The following is an 18,932-nucleotide window of genomic DNA, read 5'->3' on the forward strand; positions in this document are numbered from 1 at the left end:
TCACACCGGGACGTGGACCGCCTCCACGCGGCTCGCCACGAGCCGTTCGCGTTCGCGCCGCGCGGTGCGGGCGCGCAGGCGCAGGATCTGCGTGATGCCCAGCGCCTGGAGGACGAAGACCGAGGAGAACGCCACCCGGTAGCTGCCTCCCGTGGCGTCCAGCAGGACGCCGATCGCGAACAGCGTCGTCATCGACGCGGTGAACCCGCCGATGTTGACGATGCCCGAGGCGGTGCCCTGCCGCTCCGGCGGGTTGGCGGGCCGGGCGAAGTCGAAGCCGATCATCGAGGCGGGGCCGCACGCGCCGAGGACCAGGCAGAGGGTGACCAGCAGCCACATCGGCGCGTGGGCTCCCGGGTGGGCGACGGTGGCCGCCCATACGAAGGCCGTGGCGGCTATGGTGCCGAGCGCCAGGGGCGCGCGGGCCCGGTGGTGCCGGGCGATGAGCTGGCCGTACACCAGGCTCACCACCATGTTGGAGAGCACCACCACGGTGAGCAGTTCACCGGCCCGCCCCCGCGAGAGGCCCTGGGCCTCGACCAGGAACGGCATCCCCCACAGCAGCAGGAAGACCATGGCGGGGAACTGCGTCGTGAAGTGCACCCACAGGCCGAGCCGGGTGCCCGGCTCCCGCCAGGCGGTGGCGATCTGGTGCCGTACGTACGCGGCCCCGGCGTGCGGGACCGGAGCCGGGGCGGCGCCCTCGGGGTGGTCCTTCAGGAAGGCGAGGACGAGGGCGAGGACGACCACGCCGGCCCCGGCGCTGCCGGCGAAGGTGGCCGTCCAGCCCCAGTCCTCCAGCACGCGGGCGAGGACGATCGTCGACAGGAGGTTGCCGATGACACCGAAGAGCCCCGCGACCTGCACGACCAGCGGGCCCCGGCGGGCGGGGAACCAGCGGCTGCCGAGGCGCAGCACGGCGATGAAGGTCATGGCGTCGCCGCAGCCGAGCAGCGCGCGGGCGGCGAGGGCCATCCCGTAGGACGGGGAGAGCGCGAAGCCGAGCTGCCCGGCGGTGAACAGCACGATGCCGAGGGTCAGCACCCGGCGGGTGCCGAGCCGGTCGACCATGAGGCCGACGGGTATCTGCATGCCGGCGTAGACCAGCAGCTGGAGGATGGAGAACGCGGACAGCGCGGAGGCGTTGACGTGGAAGCGGTCGGCGGCGTCGAGCCCGGCCACGCCCAGGGACGTGCGGAAGACGACGGCGACCAGGTACACGCAGACGCCGACGCCCCAGACGAGGACGGCCCGGCGGCCGCCGGGCGGGTCGGCCGGGGGCACGGCGGGCGGCGGGGCGGGGTGGGGGGAGGCGGGGGAGCTCACCGGTCCTCACCCCGGACCAGTACCTTCACGCGGCTGACGTGGGCGTGCACGCACCGCGCCGCGCGCTCGGCGTCGCCGTCGCGCAGGGCCGCCAGGATCTCGGCGTGCTCGGCGATGTTCTTCGCGATGCGGTCGGGGTGGGCCTCCATGACGGCGACGCCCATGCGCAACTGCCGGTCGCGGAGCTGGTCGTAGAGCTTGGAGAGGATCTGGTTGCCGGCGTGGCGCACGATCTCGGCGTGGAAGCAGCGGTCCGCGACGGCGACCGCGCGCAGGCCGCCGTCGTGCGCGTGCCGCCGCTGCTCGTCCAGCAGTTCCTCCAGCCGCTCCCGGAGCGGCGCGGACAGCGGTACGGCGCGGCGGACGGCGAACTCCTCGACGAGGAGGCGGGTCTCGACGACGTCGGCGATCTCCTGGGCGGAGACGGCGAGGACGAGGGCGCCCTTCTTGGGGTAGAGCTTCAGCAGCCCTTCCATCTCCAGCTTCAGCAGGGCCTCGCGCACCGGGGTGCGGGAGACGCCGACGGCCTGGGCCAGCTCCCCTTCGGTGAGGAGCGTGCCGCCCTCGAAGCGGCGGTCGAGGACCGCCTGCTTGACGTGGGCGTAGACGCGTTCGGCGGCGGGCGGCGAAGGGGGAGCGGGAGTGGCGGACGGCATGCGCACAGCTTAGATACAAGTAGGGTGCATCAAAGGGCGTGTCCATGATGTGGACACGCTCGGTGGTCGCGGACGCCCGCCCTGGCCGGACCCCCGCCCCGGGGCGGGACGCCTTGACCGGACGCACGCCGTGGCCGGACGCCTTGACCGGACGCACGCCGTGGCCGGACGCCTTGACCGGACGCACACCCCCTGGCCGGACCCCGCCCCGTACGGCCGGAGGGCCCGGGCGCGTGGTGCGCCCGGGCCCTCCGGCCGGCGGCTGCCGGGGTACCGGGGTGCCGGTGGCGGTTCCGGCCGGGTGGCCGGGCCGCCGTCACGCCCAGGTGATGAGGCGCTTCGGCTGCTCCAGTACCGCCGCGACGTCGGCCAGCACCTTCGAGCCGAGCTCGCCGTCGACCAGTCGGTGGTCGAAGGAGAGCGCCAGCGTGGTGACGTGACGCGGCTTGACCTTGCCCTTGTGGACCCACGGCTGGAGCTTGATCGCACCGACGGCGAGGATCGCCGACTCGCCGGGGTTGAGGATCGGCGTGCCGGTGTCGACGCCGAAGACGCCGACGTTGGTGATCGTCACCGTGCCGCCCTGCATGGCCGCCGGCGTGGTCCGGCCCTCGCGGGCCGTGGCGACCAGCTCACCGAGGGCGGAAGCCAGTTCGGGGAGGGTCTTGGCGTGCGCGTCCTTGATGTTCGGCACGATCAGACCGCGCGGGGTGGCGGCGGCGATGCCCAGGTTGACGTAGTGCTTGACCACGATCTCCTGCGCGGCCTCGTCCCAGGAGGCGTTGACCTCGGGGTTGCGCCGGATCGCGACGAGCAGGGCCCGGGCGACGAGCAGCAGCGGGTTGACCCGCAGCCCCGCCATGTCCCGGTCCGCCTTCAGCTCCTCGACGAGCCGCATGGTGCGGGTGACGTCGACCGTGACGAACTCGGTGACGTGCGGCGCGGTGAACGCCGACCCGACCATGGCCTGCGCCGTGGCCTTCCGCACGCCCTTGATCGGCACGCGGGTCTCCCGGACGCCGGGCGCGACGGGCTCCGCCGCCGGGGCGGACGCCGCGGGCCGGGACTCCGCCGCCGCGGGGGCGGCGGGCGCCGGCGCCTGCGAGGGTACGGCCGCGGGGACCTCGACGGGAGCGGCCGCCTTGTGCACGTCCTCGCGGGTGACGATCCCGTCGGGGCCGGTCGGGACGACGGTCGCCAGGTCGACGCCGAGGTCCTTGGCCAGCTTCCGCACGGGCGGCTTGGCCAGCGGCCGGGCCTGCGGCACCGGTGCGACGGGCGCCGGGGCGTGGCCGTTCAGCTCGCCCTGGACCGCCGCCTGCGCGATGGGCGCGGCGCCGGTGGCGGCGGCCTGCTGGCGCGGGCGCCGCTTGGTGGACGACGCGGCCACGCCGTAGCCGACGAGGACCGGCTGCCGGACCTGCGGCTCGGCCTCCTCCTCGACGGCCGGCACCGGCGCGGGCGCGGGTGCGGCGGGCGCCGGGGCGGGGGCCTCCTGCGCGGCGGCGGGCGCCTGCGGCGGCGCCCCGTCGGCGGCCGTGTTCACCGAAATGATCACTTCGCCGACGTCGACGGTCGTCCCCTCGGGGAAGCGCAGCTCGTGCACGAGGCCGTCGAACGGGATCGGCAGCTCCACCGCCGCCTTCGCCGTCTCCACCTCGCAGACGACCTGGCCGTCGCTGACGGTGTCGCCGGGCTTGACGTACCACTTGAGGATCTCGGCCTCGGTGAGACCCTCACCGACGTCCGGCATCTTGAACTCGCGGATCACGGGGTGTCCTCCTCAGTACGCCAGCGCGCGGTCGACGGCGTCGAGCACCCGGTCCAGACCCGGCAGGTACTCCTCCTCCACCCGGGCCGGCGGGTACGGCGCGTGGTAACCGCCCACGCGCAGCACCGGGGCCTCCAGGTGGTAGAAGCACCGCTCGGTGATCCGGGCGGCGATCTCCGCGCCCGAACCGAAGAACACCGGCGCCTCGTGGACGACCACGAGCCGCCGCGTCCGCTCCACCGACGCCTGGACGGCGTCGAAGTCGAGCGGGGAGACCGAGCGCAGGTCGAGGACCTCCAGCGAGCGGCCCTCCTCGGCGGCGGCCGCGGCCGCCTCCAGGCAGACCTTCACCATCGGGCCGTACGCCGCGAGGGTCAGGTCCGTGCCCTCGCGCACGACGCGCGCCCGGTGCAGCTCGCCCGGGATGGCCTCCGTGTCGACCTCGCCCTTGTCCCAGTAGCGCCGCTTCGGCTCGAAGAAGATCACCGGGTCGTCGCTCTGGATGGCCTGCTGGAGCATCCAGTAGGCGTCCGAGGAGTTCGAAGGCGAGACCACCTTCAACCCCGCGACGTGCGCGAAGAGCGCCTCGGGCGACTCGCTGTGGTGCTCGACCGCGCCGATGCCGCCGCCGTACGGGATGCGCACGACGACCGGCAGCTTGACCTTGCCGAGGGCCCGCGCGTGCATCTTCGCCAGCTGCGTGACGATCTGGTCGTACGCGGGGAAGACGAAACCGTCGAACTGGATCTCCACGACGGGCCGGTAGCCGCGCAGGGCCAGGCCAATCGCGGTGCCGACGATGCCGGACTCGGCGAGCGGGGTGTCGATGACCCGCTCCTCGCCGAAGTCCTTCTGCAGCCCGTCGGTCACGCGGAACACGCCGCCGAGCTTGCCGACGTCCTCGCCCATGACGAGGACCTTCGGGTCGGTCTCCAGGGCCTTGCGCAGCGACTCGTTGAGCGCCTTCGCGAGAGGAAGCTTCTGCACCGCCATGATCACTTGACCTCGCCATCCGCGAACGACGCCTGGTAGGCGGCGAACTGCGCGCGCTCCTCGTCGACGAGCGCGTGCCCGTCGGCGTAGACGTTCTCGAAGATCGACATGTCGTCCGGGTCGGGCATGGCGCGCACGGCCTCGCGGACGCGCCTACCGAGCGCCTCGCTCTCCGCCTCCAGCCCGTCGAACCAGGCCGCGTCGGCGTGGCCCTGGGCCTCCAGGTAGCGGCGCAGGCGCAGGATCGGGTCCTTCGCCTCCCACGCGACCCGCTCGTCGTCGTGGCGGTAGCGGGTCGGGTCGTCCGAGGTGGTGTGGGCGCCCATGCGGTACGTGAACGCCTCCACGAGGGTCGGGCCCTCGCCGCGGCGGGCCCGCTCCAGGGCCGAACGGGTCACGGCCAGGCAGGCCAGGACGTCGTTGCCGTCGACGCGGACGCCGGGGAAGCCGAAGCCCTGCGCGCGCTGGTAGAGCGGCACGCGGGTCTGCTTCTCGGTGGGCTCGCTGATGGCCCACTGGTTGTTCTGGCAGAAGAACACGACCGGGGCGTTGTACACGGCCGAGAAGGTGAACGCCTCCGCGACGTCGCCCTGGCTGGACGCGCCGTCGCCGAAGTAGGCGATGACCGCGGAGTCGGCGCCGTCCTTGGCCACGCCCATCGCGTAGCCGGTGGCGTGCAGGGTCTGCGAGCCGATCACGATCGTGTACAGGTGGAAATTGTTGCTGTTCGGGTCCCAGCCGCCGTGGTTCACGCCACGGAACATCCCGAGCAGGTTCGTCGGGTCGACCCCGCGGCACCAGGCGACGCCGTGCTCGCGGTAGGTCGGGAAGACGTAGTCGTCGTCGCGCAGGGCCCGGCCGGAGCCGATCTGCGCGGCCTCCTGACCGAGCAGCGAGGCCCACAGGCCCAGCTCGCCCTGGCGCTGGAGAGCGGTGGCCTCGCCGTCGAAACGGCGGGTCATCACCATGTCCCGGTACAGCCCGCGCAGCTCCTCGGGACCGAGGTCGACGTCGTACTCGGGGTGCTGGACGCGCTCGCCCTCGGGCGTCAGCAGCTGTACGAGCGGCGGCTCGGAGTGCGAACTCTGCGGCTTCCTCGCGCGCGCTGCGCGCTTGACACCGGTGCCGGTGCCACCGGTGCTGGTGCCGCTGCTGCGTCGCGGCTTGCGCGCGGCAGTGCCTTCCACGGTCACGTGCGTGCTCCTCCGTCTGTCCGGCCCCCGGGGTCCGCCGGGTACCAGTGCGGCTCGCCTGGTCCGTCGCGTGCACGGGGTGGGTGCTCTCGCGACCGGGAACAGGCGTGACAGTTGCCCCGGCGAACACCCTGTCATAGGCACGTTACCCAGTGCGCCGCATTCCTGCGAAACCCCATTTGACCTGCGATTTTGCTTGGATTTCCAAGTAAATCGAAAATTGCGGGGACAACGCCTGGTCACACCGCTGGCGCGGCTTCGGATAACACGGGTGACAGCCTCGCAGGCCGCCGGAACACCGGCACGTTATCCCGCGCACCCCGGCCTCGGGAAGAGTTGACGGACGCGGGATGTGACGCGGGTCATCTGATAGTGATCTAACATCTGGCAAGTGCCGCGCTCATCTGTAACGGCTCCGCCCGCCTCCGTGACGGTCCCGCCCACCGTCCCCGACGTGCCCCACGTCCCCGCCCCCCGCCGCGGTGCGCCCCCCGCACCCCCCGTGAGCGCCCTCCTGCGCCGCTACCCACCGCACGGCGAGCCGCTCACCTGCGTACCGGTCACCCAGGGCCTGCTGAACCGGGGCTACCGCCTCACCACCACGCGCGGCACGTACTTCCTCAAACAACACCTGGACGCCCCCACCTCCGACCGCGCGACCATCACCCGCCAGCACCGGGCCACCCAGCGCCTGCACGACCTCGGCGTGCCCGTCGCCCCGCCGCTCCCGGACGCGGAGGGACGCACGGTCGCCCTCCTCGGCGGCCACTGCTACGCCCTGCACCCGTGGGTGGAGGGCCGCCACCGGGACGGCGCCCAGCTGACGGAGGCCGGCTCCCGGCGCCTCGGCACGCTCCTCGGGTTCGTCCACACGTGTCTGGAGCGCGTCATGGGGGCCACCCGCGCCCACCCCGCGGGCCGCGACTACGGCAGCGCCGACCCGGAGGACACGCTCCGGCTCATCGACGAGCTGCTGGCCCTGGCGAGGGCCCGCCATGACCGGGCCGCCTTCGACGAGCTGGCCGAGCACCGGCTGACGGAGCGGCGCCGGCTGCTGGCGGAGCACGCCCACCGCCGCCCGGCCCCCGCGACGCCCGCGACGGGCGGCTGGGTCCACGGCGACTTCCACCCGCTGAACCTGCTGTACCGGGGCGCCGAACCCGCCGCGATCGTCGACTGGGACCGGCTGGGCGTGCAGCCCCGGGCGGAGGAGGCCGTCCGGGCCGCGATGATCTTCTACGTCCAGCCGACCGGCCGGCTGGACCTGGCGAAGGTGCGGGCCTACGCGCGCGCGTACCGCCGCGCCGCCGGGGTGGACGCGGCCGAGCTGGCGGCCGCGGTGCACCGCGTGTGGTGGGAGCGGCTCAACGACTTCTGGATACTGCGCTGGCGCTACCAGCTGCACGACAGCAGGGCCGACCCGCAGTTCCCCGCGGTGTCGGCCCTGGCGGTGTGGTGGACCCGCGAGTACGAGGCGGTGCGCGACGCCTTCACGGGCTGACGGGCGACGCCCTCACGCGCCGGCCGGGCCCGGCGGGTCGGCCGGGCCGTCGGTCGGGCCGGTGCCGGTCCCGGAGCTCGTGCCGGTCCCGGTACCGGAGCCCGTGCCGGTCCCGGTACCGGGCGTTCAACCGCCGGTCGTGGCCCCCGTGGTCGCGGTCGACCCCGTCGACGTGCCGCCCTGCTGGCCGGCGGTCGTGCTCCCCGTGGTGTCGCCGCCGCCGCCGTCGGTCGAACCGGTGTTGCCACCGCCCTCGGTGGTGCCCTGGTCCGTCGACCCCTCGGTGGTGTTGCCCTCCGTGGTGCCCTGGTCCGTGGACCCCTCCGTGGTGTTGCCCTCGGTGGTGCCCTGGTCGGTCTCGCCCTCGGTGGTGCCGCCGTCGGTCGAGCCCGTGGTGCTGCCGCCCGTACCGCCCGTGGACGGCGACGGATCCTGGCTGTACGACGGGGGCCGCGGCTTCCACGACGGCTGGTTCTCCCACTCGCCGCCGCCTCCGGTCGACGTGTCGGGCGCCTGCTCCTCCTCCGACGTCGACGGGGACGGCGAGGGTGTCGTGCTGCTGGTGACCGACGGCTTCGGCGAGGTGCTCGGCTTCGTACCGGTGCCGCCGCCGGACGGGTCGCCGACCTTGAGCGCGTACGCGACGCCCGCCACGATCGCGATCAGTGCGAACGCGACGAACAGCAGCACCTTGCCGCGCCCGCCACCCCCGCGGCCGTGCCCGCCGTACCCGGCCGCGTAGCCGCCGTCGTCGGGGTTGCGCGGCGGCAGGAGCGTGCCCTGCGGGGTGTCCCCGTGCACGGGGTGGGCCGCGTGGCCGGGCCGCCCCGGTGTCGCCGCGCCCCCGGGGCCGCCCGTCGCCGCGGCCATCACCGCGGTCGCCGCGATGCCGCCGAGCGGCGTCGGACCGCCGTCGTGCGCGCCGACCGGGCCGGTGCTCCACGTACCGGTGTGGCCGCCCTGCTCCTGGAGCATGCGCAGCCCGTACTGGATCAGGCCGCGCATCTCCTCGGCGCTCTGGAACCGGTCGTCCGGGTCCTTCGCGAGCGCCCGCATCGCCAGCCCGTCCAGCTCCGGCGGCGGCGCCACGTCGGAGACCTCGGACGGCGGCACCGGCACGTCCTGGACGTGCTGGTACACCACCGACAGCGGCGTCTCGCCGACGAACGGCGGGCGCAGCGCGAGCAGCTCGTACAGCAGGCAGCCCGTGGCGTACAGGTCCGAGCGGTGGTCGACGGCCTTGCCGAGGGCCTGCTCCGGCGACAGGTACTGGGGGGTGCCCATGACCATGCCGGTCTGCGTCATCGTCGTCGACGCGCCGTGCAGGGCGCGGGCGATGCCGAAGTCCATGACCTTCACGGCGCCGCCGTGCGTGATGATGACGTTCGCCGGCTTGATGTCGCGGTGGACGATGCCGTGCTGGTGCGAGTACGCCAGCGCCTCCAGGACGCCCGACACGATGATCAGGGCCTGCTCGGGCGGCGGGGCCTCCGCGCTGAGCAGCAGCTCACGGATGGTGCGGCCCTCGACCAGCTCCATGACGATGTACGGCACGGCCTTGCCGTTGACCTCGTCCTCGCCGGAGTCGTACACCGCCACGATCGCGTGGTGGTTCAGGCCGGCGACCGACTGCGCCTCGCGCGTGAAGCGGGCCTTGGAGACCGGGTCCTCCGCCAGGTCGGCGCGGAGGAGCTTCACCGCGACCGTGCGGCCGAGCCGCACGTCCTCCGCGGCGAACACCTCCGCCATGCCACCGCGGCCGAGGCGGTGGGTCAGCCGGTAGCGGCCGTCGCCGACCAGACCGCCCTCGCCGAACTCGACGGCCTCACCGCGCCCCGACGCTCCGTCGTCCGACACTCCGCCGCCACCTGCTTCGGATCCGGGTGCCATCGTCCTCGCCGTCATTTCCGTTGCCGTCCGCGCGCTGTGCCCGCGAGCGGTGTGCCGCCGTCTCCCAAGGGGTACTTCGCCACGTCACGCTACAGCCTCCGCGCGACGCGGCGGTTCGGGATGGACCGGCCATCCAATCGGTTCGGCGTACACCCGTGCAAATTCGACGCGGTTCACGTAACGCTTCCGAGACGCTTCCCGCGCGTACGGTCACGGAACGGGCACCCGGCTTGACGTGTCGGTCGCCTGGGGCAGACTGGGCCCGTCAGTACGGATCACCGCGGCCACGCGCGCGCGTAGGGGGAAGCACGATGAGCCAGGACGGCGCTCAGGGCCGCTATGCCGGCGGTTCCGTGGCGAACGGCCGGTACCAGCTGCGCGACCTGCTCGGCGAGGGCGGCATGGCCTCGGTGTACCTGGCCTACGACAGCGCGCTGGACCGCCAGGTCGCCATCAAGACCCTCCACTCGGAACTCGGCCGGGAACAGTCGTTCCGCGAACGGTTCCGGCGTGAGGCGCAGGCGGTCGCCAAGCTCCAGCACACCAACATCGTCTCCGTCTTCGACACCGGCGAGGACACGGTCGTCTTCACCGACCCCTCGATGGGCGACGGCGGCGTCATGCCGTACATCGTCATGGAGTACGTGGAGGGCCGGCCGCTCGGCTCGGTGCTCGCCGCGGACGTGCAGAGCCACGGCGCGATGCCGGCCGACCAGGCCCTGAAGGTGACCGCGGACGTGCTCGCCGCGCTGGAGACCAGCCACGAGATGGGCCTGGTCCACCGCGACATCAAGCCGGGCAACGTCATGGTGACCAAGCGCGGCGTGGTCAAGGTCATGGACTTCGGCATCGCCCGCGCCATGCAGTCCGGCGTCACGTCCATGACGCAGACCGGCATGGTCGTCGGCACCCCGCAGTACCTCTCGCCCGAGCAGGCCCTGGGCCGCGCCGTCGACGCCCGCTCCGACCTGTACTCGGTCGGCATCATGCTGTTCCAGCTGCTGACGGGCCGACTCCCCTTCGACGCCGACTCGCCGCTGGCCATCGCGTACGCACACGTCCAGGAGGAGCCGGTCGCGCCCTCCACCATCAACCGCTCGCTGACCCCGGCGATGGACGCGCTGGTGGCGCGGGCGCTGAAGAAGAACCCGAACGAGCGCTTCCCGAGCGCCGCCGCCATGCGCGACGAGTGCCTGCGCGTCCTGTCCGCCGGGCAGACCGGCGCCCCGGTGATCGTGGCGGGCGCCCCCACGAACAACGGCTCCGGCGTGGGCTCCGCGGTGTTCCCGCCGCTGGACGCGGCGAACCCCCAGCCCGTCCCGCACGGCGGCGTCCACACGCCGTACCAGGCCCCCGCGCCGACCCCGGGCCCGTACGGCCCGCCGACGCCGGCGCCCACCCCGGCCGCGTACGGCTACCCGCACCAGGCCCACACCCCGGCCCCGGCCTACCAGACCCCGGCGCCCGGCCCGGTCACCTATCCCACGGGCCCCGTCGTCGGCGGCCCGGGCGCGGCCGGCGGCGGGCGGCGGAACACGCCGATGATCGTGGGCGCGATCGTCGTCGCGCTGATCGCCGTCGGCGGCGTCATCACCGCGCTCTCGCTGAGGGACGGCGAAGACCCGGGCGGCGGCACGGGCGGCCAGGCCGGCTCCACGGCCTCCGCGCCGGCGGCCGGCCACAAGGGGCCCGAGCGCTTCCGGACGATCAAGGCGACGGAGTGCTCGGAGGCCCAGGAGGACACCAACGACCCGGCGAAGGTGCGCGCTCCCAGCTTCATCTACAAGGACGTCATCTCGGTGAAGGAGTGCATCCAGGACGCGGGCTGGAAGTACCAGATCAAGGAGGTCGACGACCCCCTGTACGCCGAGGACCAGGTCATCCAGCAGTTCCCGCGCGAGGGCAGCGCCGTGCTGCCGGGCAACCAGACCTTCGAGCTGACGGTCGCCACGGGGGACCCCGGGCAGTAACGGCACCTGTCGCGGGGTCGGGCCGGGCCTTGGTGGCGCGGCGTCTCGCGGGGCGGCGTCTCGCGGGGCGGAGCGTCGGTGTCGGGCGGGGGCGCTGGTGTGGGGCGGCGTCTCGCGGGGCGGGGGCGCTGGTCCCGGCGCGGGACGGGCTTCGCGCGCGGGGTGCTGGCGCGGGGCGTGCGGTCGGGGCGGGCGCGGGCGTCACCTGCACGGGCGATGCGGGCCCCCGCCCCCGCATGCGGGCGGTCCCCCACCGTGCGACGGTGATCGCACCACCCCGCTGCTCTCAGGGAGAGGGTCACCCGGTGACTGCTCCACCACTCGGCCCGCGGCGCTGCCCCCGACACCCCGCCGCCCCCGCGTTCCCCGCGTCCCCCGCCACCCTGTCGCTGTCCCTGTCCGCAGCGCTGCTCTCGGCGTGGCTGTACTGGGCCCCCGCCGCCGGCGCGCAGGAGACCGGGCCGCCCGTACCGAGCGCCGGCCAGGACGTACCCCGCCCGCCGGAGCCTCCCCCCGTCCCGGTCCCGGTCCCGGTCCCCGGCTCCGGCCCCGGCCCCGGTCCCGGTCCCGGTCCCGGTCCCGGTACGGACACGGGTACGGGTACGGATACGGGCGGCGACCCGGGCACGGACAGTGGCCCGGGTACCGGGAGCGGCGGGAGCGCCGGTCCGGGTGCGAACGACGGCACCCGGCCGGACGGTGGTCCCGGCTCCGTCGCCCCGTCGGCCGCACCGCCCGCCGCACCGCCCGCCCCCTCGTCGTCGTCGCCCCCCACCACGAACCACCCGCCCACCGGTCCGGCGTCGCCCTCCCTCCGCCCGGTGACCACCCCGCCGCGGCCGTCGCTCGCCGGCCGGCCCGCCGGTGTCGGGCGGCCGAAACCGGGGCGTCCGGTCAAGCCGTCGCCCACCGGGCCGTCCGCCGCCCCCGTCGCCTCACACGCCCCCGACGACGGATCCCGTACCAAGACGGCAACAGAGCCGGACCGCTTCGCCGACGAGGAACCGGAGCTGGAGGTGGTACCCGAGGGGGACTCCCCCGCGACCGACGCGCCCCGCCACACACCCTCGGCCGCCGCGCGCGAAGCGGGCGCGAACGCCGCGGAAACAGGCGTCGACCGGCGCATTCCCGTCCTCACCGCCGGGGTGGGCCTCTCCCTGATGGGCCTCGGCATCGGCTTCCTCGGACTGCGGCTGCGCCGCCGCTGACACCCCCGCGACCCCCGCACGTCCTTCTCAGGGGGGACCCCCACGGTCCCTCCCGAGTCGGTTGTCCCCGCCGACATACTCGGTATACATACTGAGTATGTCGATCCGCCACGGCCTGTTGGCCCTCCTCGAACGCGGCCCGCGCTACGGCTCCCAGCTCCGCTCGGAGTTCGAGTCGCGCACCGGTTCCACCTGGCCGCTCAACGTCGGCCAGGTCTACACGACCCTCAGCCGGCTGGAGCGGGACGGCATGGTCGCGCAGCAGGGGGAGGACGGGGCGGGCCACCCGCTGTACGTCATCACCGACGAGGGGCGCGCGGAGCTGCGCACCTGGTTCGAGCGGCCCGTCGACCGCACCAGCCCGGCCCGGGACGAGCTCGCCATCAAGCTCGCCATGGCGGTCGGGGCGTCGGGCGTGGACATCCGCGCGGTGATCCAGTCCCAGCGGCGGCACACCGTCAAGGCGATGCAGGACTACACGCGCCTCAAGGCGCGGGCCCTCTCCGCCGTCGAGGACACCGGTCCGCAGCAGCGCGACGACGTGGCCTGGCTCCTCGTCCTGGAACAGCTGATCTTCCAGACGGAGGCGGAGGCGCGCTGGCTGGACCACTGCGAGGCGCGCCTGATCCGCCTCTCGGCGGCGGCCCGACAGGACCCGGTCCCGGACCCAGCGCCGGACCCGGCCCCGGCCCCCGTTCCGGTCCCACCGGCCGGGGACACCGGCGCGCCCGACCGCGCGCCCCGCCGCACGACCCACTGAACGACGCGCCGAACGACCCACCGACCGACCGCTCCGTGCGCGCCCGCCGACCTGTGCCGGGCCGCCCGCCAAGGGGGAACCCTCCAATGTCCATATCGACACCACAGCTGTCACAGCCGCCGAACCAGTCACCCCAGCCCGTTCTGCAACTCCAGCAGCTGACCCGTGTCCACGGCACCGGCGCCACGGAGGTGCACGCCCTGCGCGGCATCGACCTCGACGTCTTCCCGGGCGAACTGGTCGCCGTCATGGGCCCCTCCGGTTCGGGCAAGTCCACCCTGCTCACCATCGCCGGCGGCCTCGACGCCCCCACTTCCGGCCGGGTCGTCGTGGAGGACACCGACATCACCACCGCCGACCGCAAGACCCTCGCCGCCCTGCGCCGCCGCAGCATCGGCTACGTCTTCCAGGACTACAACCTCATCCCGGCGCTCACCGCCGCCGAGAACGTCGCCCTGCCCCGCGAACTGGACGGCACCTCCGCCCGCAAGGCGCGCGGCGAGGCCCTCGCCGCGCTGGAGGAGATGGGCCTCGCCCACCTCGCCGACCGGTTCCCCGACGAGATGTCCGGCGGCCAACAGCAGCGCGTGGCGATAGCCCGCGCGCTCGTCGGGGACCGGCGGCTCGTCCTCGCCGACGAACCGACGGGCGCCCTGGACTCCGAGACCGGCGAGTCCGTCCTCGCCCTGCTCCGCTCGCGCTGCGACGCCGGCGCGGCCGGCGTCCTCGTCACCCACGAGCCGCGGTTCGCCGCCTGGGCCGACCGTGTGGTCTTCCTGCGCGACGGCGCCGTCGTCGACCAGACCGTGCGCTCCGGCGCCGAGTCCCTGCTCTCGGGCCAGGCGGGCGAGCGGTGAACAACTGGTTCCACTCCTGGCGCGCCGCGGTGCGGATCGCCCGCCGCGACGCCTGGCGCTTCAAGGGCCGCAGCTTCCTCGTCCTCGCGATGATCGCGCTGCCCATCCTCGGTGTGAGCGCCACCGACCTGACCCTGCGCAGCGCCGAACTGTCGCCGCAGGAGAGCGCGGCCCGGCTGCTCGGCGCGGCCGACGCCCGGCTGCAGGACCCCGGCTACGGCGGGGCGGCCGTCCTGCAGTCCCCCGACGGCCAGACGATCGTCCCCGCGGGGGACTGGGAGAACAAACCGCTGCCCGAGGGCGACGCCGACCTGAAGGGCGTCGTCCCGACCGGGGCCACCGTCCTGAAGGACAGCAGCGGTTCCGGCAAGCTGCGCACCGCGCACGGCCTGCTCCACACGGAGATCCGAGAACTCCAGGCGGCCCACCCGGCCGCGCGCGGCATCATGACGCTGCTGGACGGCCGCTTCCCCGAGCGTGCCGACGAGGTCGCGGCCTCGGCGCGCTTCCTGGAGGAGAGCGGCCTGAAGGTCGGTGGCTCGGTCGCCGCGCGCGGGCTCGCCCGCGAGTACCGGATCGTCGGCTCGTACGAGCTCCCCGACGACCTGAAGGCCCTTGAGGTCAACGCCCTCCCGGGAGCCTTCCTCGACCCGCTCCGCAAGGGCCTCGAAGCGTCCGGCATGGCCTCCACCAGCCGGTCCACCACCCTGCTGGTGAAGCTCGACCCGAACCGGGCCGGCTCCCAGGACGGTGGTTTCACGTGGAACATGGTCAAGGAGGCCAACACCAGGGGCGTCGGCGTGGTGTCCCGCGCGGTCCTCGTGGCCCCGCCCGCCGACGCCGACGTACCGCTCTACCAGCAGAGCGACTGGGGGAGGTACGGGGACGACTCGGGTGAGAAGAAGGCCGTCCTGGTCGCCGGCGCCACCATCGTCGGACTCGCCATGCTGGAGATCTGCCTGCTCGCCGGCCCGGCGTTCGCCGTCGGCGCGCGCCGCTCCCGCCGCCAGCTCGGCCTGGTCGGCGCCAACGGCGGTGCCCGCAGCCACATCCGCGCCATCGTGCTGGCCGGCGGCCTGGTGATCGGTGTGGCCGCGGCCGTCACCGGCACGGTCCTCGGCCTCGCCCTGACCTTCGCCCTGCAGCCGGTGCTGGAGGACACCCTGGGCCAGCGGTTCGGCGCCTTCGACGTGCGCCCGCTGGAGCTGCTCGGCATCGGTGCCCTCGCCGTGCTGACCGGTCTGCTCGCCGCCGTCGTACCCGCCGTCACGGCCTCCCGCGAGACGGTGCTCGCCTCGCTGACGGGCCGTCGCGGCGTACGCAGGAGCAACCGCGTCCTGCCCGTCGTGGGGCTCGTGGCCACCCTGGCCGGTGGCGCCATCGCCCTCTACGGCTCGGTGGTGACCGACCAGTTCGTCATCGTCGCCGGCGGCAGCGCCCTGGCAGAGCTGGGTGTCGTCGCCATGACGCCGATGCTGGTCGGCCTCTTCGGCCGCGTCGGCCGCTGGCTGCCCCTGTCGCCCCGGCTGGCCCTGCGCGACGCCGTCCGCAACCGGGGGCGCACGGCACCCGCCGTCGCCGCCGTCCTCGCCGCCGTGGCCGGCACGGTCGCCGTGGCCACGTACGCGGCCAGCCAGGACGCGCAGCAGCGCGCCGACTACGAGGCACGGCTGCCGCACGGCGCCGTCTCCGCCCTCGTGGTCGAGGACGGCGGCCGGGACGTCCCCGCGGTGCGCGAGGCCGTGCAGAAGCACCTCCCCGTGGACCTGCGCGCGGACGTCTCGCGGATCGTGGTCGGCAAGCCCGGCTGCTCCCCCTACGAGGAGGACGACGGGTGCGGCCGGCTCGAGGTGGTCGTCCCCAAGGCGAACGCGTGCCCGCTGTGGGCCGCCGGCCCCGGTGACGAGGACCCCTCGGCGAAGTTCTCCCCGCAGGAGCGCCGCAAGCTGGCCGACGACTGGCGCTGCACGTCCTCGGGCGCGGGCTCCGTCCCCACGGAGGACAGCCTGGTCGTGGGGGACGAGAAGCTGCTGACGGTGCTCGGCGTCGACGACCCGGGCGCCCGGAAGGCGCTGACCGAGGGGGGCGTCGTCTCCTTCCGCAAGCCGCACGTCGACGCCGGCGCCGTCGCGGTGCGCGTGATCACCGACCCGGCCAAGGCCGCCGCGGCGGTGGAGAAGGGCCAGGTGCCGCCCGGTCAGGTGAGGCGCCTCCCCGCGTACCTGGCCCCCGAGGGCAGCGCCTCCTACGGCATCGCGGGCGTGATCAGCCCGGCCGCCGCCCAAGCCGCCGGCCTCACCACGGTCCCCATGGGCTCGTACTTCTCCACCGACCACGTGCCCGGCAGCGAGCCGCGGCAGAAGCTCGACGACGAGCTCGCCCGGATCGGCAGCGCCGTCGAGCTGCACGTGGAGGAGGGGTACGCCAGCGAGGCGGGCATCGTGCTGCTGGCCCTGACCCTCTTCGCCGGTCTCATCACGATCGGCGCGGCCGGCATCGCGACCGGGCTCGCCCAGGCCGACACCGAGGCCGACCTGAAGACCCTCGCCGCCGTCGGGGCGCCGCCCCGGGTGCGCCGCACCCTCAGCGGCTTCCAGTGCGGGGTGGTCGCGGTGATGGGCGTCGTGCTCGGCTCGCTCGCCGGGGTCCTGCCCGCGATCGGGCTGCGGCTCACCGAACGGCGGGAGGCGGCGCGCTGGTACGAGGAGGCCCGCGACGGCGGCTGGGCCGGCGCGGCCGACCTGCCGCAGATTCCGATCGTCATCCCCTGGGAGACGCTCGGCGCCCTGCTGATCGCCGTTCCCCTGGGCGCCGCGCTGCTCGCCGCCCTGCTCACCCGGTCGCGCGGGGCGGTGGCCCGCCGGGCGGCGGTCTAGGGGCCCACGTCGGTGCCGACGGGGGGCACGCCCCCGCGCGTGAGGGTGGATCACCTCCGCGCGGGGGCAGACCGAGTGGTGACGCGTCTGTACGAGAGAATGGCGGCATGGAGATGCCGAGGAATGAACGGTCGGAGAGTCCGCAGGTCCTCATCGTCGGGCAGGACGGTATGGCGCTCGGCGGCGGGGGCGGCGACGACGAGTCGCGGGAGATCCCGGTGACGGAGATGGTCGAGCAACCGGCGAAGGTCATGCGGATCGGCAGCATGATCAAACAGCTGCTGGAGGAGGTGCGGGCGGCACCCCTCGACGAGGCGAGCCGGGTCCGGCTCAAGGAGATCCACCACAGCTCGGTGAAGGAGCTGGAGGAGGGCCTCGCGCCCGAACTCGTCGAGGAACTGGAGCGGCTTTCCCTCCCCTTCACCGACGAAGGAATCCCCTCGGACGCGGAACTGCGGATCGCGCAGGCGCAGTTGGTGGGGTGGCTGGAGGGGCTCTTCCACGGCATCCAGACGGCGCTGTTCGCCCAGCAGATGGCGGCGCGCGCCCAGTTGGAGCAGATGCGCCGTGCCCTGCCCCCGGGCGTCGGCTCGCACGACGACGAGGACCAGGGGCCCGGCAGGGCGCGTACGGGCGGCCCATACCTGTGACCCCGTGAGGGCGTGAGCCCCCCGTCGAGCCCGCGGACGGCCCGGCACGCACCGCGTGCCGGGCCGTCCGCTGTGCGGGGCCGGTGTGAGGCCGTTCGCCGGCCGGGGCAGATGAGGCCGTTCGCCGTCCTGGGCCGGGATCCGACCGTCGTCCGCCCTCCGGGCCGGTGTCCGGTGGTCCATGGCGCCGGTGTCCGGCGATCGGCCGTCCGGGGCCGGGGCCCTGCCGGCCGCCGTCCGGGCCGTTCCGCGTCCGTCAGGCGGCCGTGCCGGTGGTGAGCAGTACCTTGCCGACGTGCGTGCTCTCCTCCAGCGTCTGGTGGGCCTCGGACGCCTTTGCCATCGGGAAGGTCCGGTCCACGACCGGGCGGACGGTGCCCGCCTCGACCAGCGGCCAGACGTGCTCCCGGACGGCGGCGATGATCGCCGCCTTCTCGGCCGGCGGCCGCTTGCGCAGCGAGGTCGCCGTCACCGCCGCCCGCTTGTCGAGCAGCGCGCCGAGGTTCAGCTCGCCCTTGACCCCGCCCTGGAGGCCGATGATGGCCAAGCGGCCGTTGACCGCGAGCGCCCGCACGTTCGGCCCGAGGTACTTGGCGCCCATGATGTCGAGGATGACGTCCGCCCCGGCCCCGTCCGTCGCGGCGCGCAGCTCCTCGACGAAGTCCTGGCGCCGGTAGTCGATGAGGATGTCGGCGCCCAGCTCCGCGCACCGTTCGAGCTTCTCCGGGCTGCCCGCCGTCACCGCGACCCGCGCGCCCACGGCCTTGCCGAGCTGGATCGCCATGGTGCCGATGCCGCTGGCGCCGCCGTGGACGAGCAGGGTCTCCCCCGGCCGGAGGTGGGCCACCATGAAGACGTTCGACCAGACCGTGGCGGTGACCTCCGGCAGCGCCGCCGCCGTGACGAGGTCGACGCCCTTGGGGAGCGGCAGCAGCTGACCGGCCGGAACGGCCACCTTCTCGGCGTACCCGCCGCCCGACAGCAGGGCGCACACCTCGTCGCCGACGTCCCAGCCGGAGACGCCGGGGCCGATCGCGGCCACACGGCCGGAGCATTCGAGGCCGGGGTAGGGGGAGGCGCCCGGCGGGGGGTCGTAGAAGCCCTGCCGCTGGAGCAGGTCGGCGCGGTTGACGGCACCGGCCGCGACGTCGACGAGGACCTCGCCCTCGCCGGGCACGGGATCGGGCACCTCGGACCAGACGAGCGCCTCGGGGCCACCGGGTTCGGGAATCGTGATCGCATGCATGCGCGCGAGGCTACTCCGCGTCCCGCACACGGGTG

At 74.3% G+C, this 18,932-nt stretch carries 14 protein-coding genes; 7 read left to right on the forward strand and 7 right to left on the reverse strand.

All coding sequences use genetic code 11. The annotated features are described in order from the left end of the window. From NRO40_RS14495 to pdhA, 5 genes are all read right to left on the reverse strand, one after another. Nucleotides 1-1,326: an MFS transporter gene (locus tag NRO40_RS14495; protein ID WP_058944436.1), complete on the reverse strand. Its 1,326-nt coding sequence runs from the start codon at nt 1,324-1,326 to the stop codon at nt 1-3. Next, nucleotides 1,323-1,982: a GntR family transcriptional regulator gene (locus NRO40_RS14500; protein ID WP_198549438.1), complete on the reverse strand. Its 660-nt coding sequence runs from the start codon at nt 1,980-1,982 to the stop codon at nt 1,323-1,325. The genes NRO40_RS14495 and NRO40_RS14500 overlap by 4 nt, the downstream gene beginning before the upstream one ends. A gap of 316 nt (nt 1,983-2,298) precedes the next feature. Further along, complete coding sequence (locus NRO40_RS30585; protein WP_058944451.1) at nt 2,299-3,735, reverse strand: dihydrolipoamide acetyltransferase family protein; 1,437 nt, start codon at nt 3,733-3,735, stop codon at nt 2,299-2,301. 30 nt (nt 3,736-3,765) lie between these two features. Next, on the reverse strand, nt 3,766-4,746 hold the full coding sequence (locus NRO40_RS14515; RefSeq protein ID WP_058944438.1) for an alpha-ketoacid dehydrogenase subunit beta: 981 nt from the start codon (nt 4,744-4,746) through the stop codon (nt 3,766-3,768). Between the two features lie 2 nt (nt 4,747-4,748). After that, the gene (gene pdhA / locus NRO40_RS14520) at nt 4,749-5,939 is read right to left on the reverse strand and encodes a pyruvate dehydrogenase (acetyl-transferring) E1 component subunit alpha (protein ID WP_058944439.1); all 1,191 of its coding nucleotides are present in this window, start codon (nt 5,937-5,939) and stop codon (nt 4,749-4,751) included. Nucleotides 5,940-6,366: 427 nt separating this feature from the next. On the opposite strand from pdhA, the gene NRO40_RS14525 reads away from it, so the two are divergent. Next, nucleotides 6,367-7,440: a phosphotransferase gene (locus NRO40_RS14525; protein ID WP_408057007.1), complete on the forward strand. Its 1,074-nt coding sequence runs from the start codon at nt 6,367-6,369 to the stop codon at nt 7,438-7,440. Nucleotides 7,441-7,566: 126 nt separating this feature from the next. On the opposite strand, the gene NRO40_RS14530 is transcribed toward NRO40_RS14525, so the two are convergent. Beyond that, nucleotides 7,567-9,330, reverse strand: a complete 1,764-nt coding sequence (locus NRO40_RS14530) for a protein kinase domain-containing protein (protein ID WP_058944441.1) — start codon at nt 9,328-9,330, stop codon at nt 7,567-7,569. A gap of 311 nt (nt 9,331-9,641) precedes the next feature. Here NRO40_RS14530 and NRO40_RS14535 point away from each other — a divergent pair, with 311 nt between their 5' ends. The 6 genes from NRO40_RS14535 (at nt 9,642) to NRO40_RS14560 (ending at nt 17,651) form a co-directional block, all read left to right on the forward strand. Continuing rightward, nucleotides 9,642-11,300: a protein kinase domain-containing protein gene (locus NRO40_RS14535; RefSeq protein ID WP_257375424.1), complete on the forward strand. Its 1,659-nt coding sequence runs from the start codon at nt 9,642-9,644 to the stop codon at nt 11,298-11,300. 821 nt (nt 11,301-12,121) lie between these two features. After that, the gene (locus tag NRO40_RS14540) at nt 12,122-12,508 is read left to right on the forward strand and encodes a hypothetical protein (RefSeq protein WP_079047403.1); all 387 of its coding nucleotides are present in this window, start codon (nt 12,122-12,124) and stop codon (nt 12,506-12,508) included. A 97-nt stretch (nt 12,509-12,605) separates the two neighbouring features. Further along, entirely contained in the window at nt 12,606-13,268 is a 663-nt protein-coding gene (locus NRO40_RS14545) for a PadR family transcriptional regulator (protein WP_058944443.1), read from the forward strand. An 86-nt stretch (nt 13,269-13,354) separates the two neighbouring features. Continuing rightward, nucleotides 13,355-14,125 (forward strand): ABC transporter ATP-binding protein, encoded by a 771-nt coding sequence (locus tag NRO40_RS14550; protein ID WP_058944444.1) that lies wholly within the window; start codon nt 13,355-13,357, stop codon nt 14,123-14,125. Beyond that, complete coding sequence (locus NRO40_RS14555) at nt 14,122-17,001, forward strand: ABC transporter permease (RefSeq protein WP_058944445.1); 2,880 nt, start codon at nt 14,122-14,124, stop codon at nt 16,999-17,001. Before NRO40_RS14550 ends, NRO40_RS14555 begins: the two co-directional genes overlap by 4 nt. A gap of 107 nt (nt 17,002-17,108) precedes the next feature. Then, nucleotides 17,109-17,651: a bacterial proteasome activator family protein gene (locus NRO40_RS14560; protein WP_058944446.1), complete on the forward strand. Its 543-nt coding sequence runs from the start codon at nt 17,109-17,111 to the stop codon at nt 17,649-17,651. A 256-nt stretch (nt 17,652-17,907) separates the two neighbouring features. Here NRO40_RS14560 and NRO40_RS14565 read toward each other — a convergent pair whose 3' ends face one another. Beyond that, complete coding sequence (locus tag NRO40_RS14565) at nt 17,908-18,897, reverse strand: NAD(P)H-quinone oxidoreductase (protein ID WP_058944447.1); 990 nt, start codon at nt 18,895-18,897, stop codon at nt 17,908-17,910. Nucleotides 18,898-18,932 lie beyond the last annotated feature (35 nt).

It is taken from the genome of Streptomyces changanensis (assembly GCF_024600715.1).
Classification (GTDB): domain Bacteria; phylum Actinomycetota; class Actinomycetes; order Streptomycetales; family Streptomycetaceae; genus Streptomyces; species Streptomyces changanensis.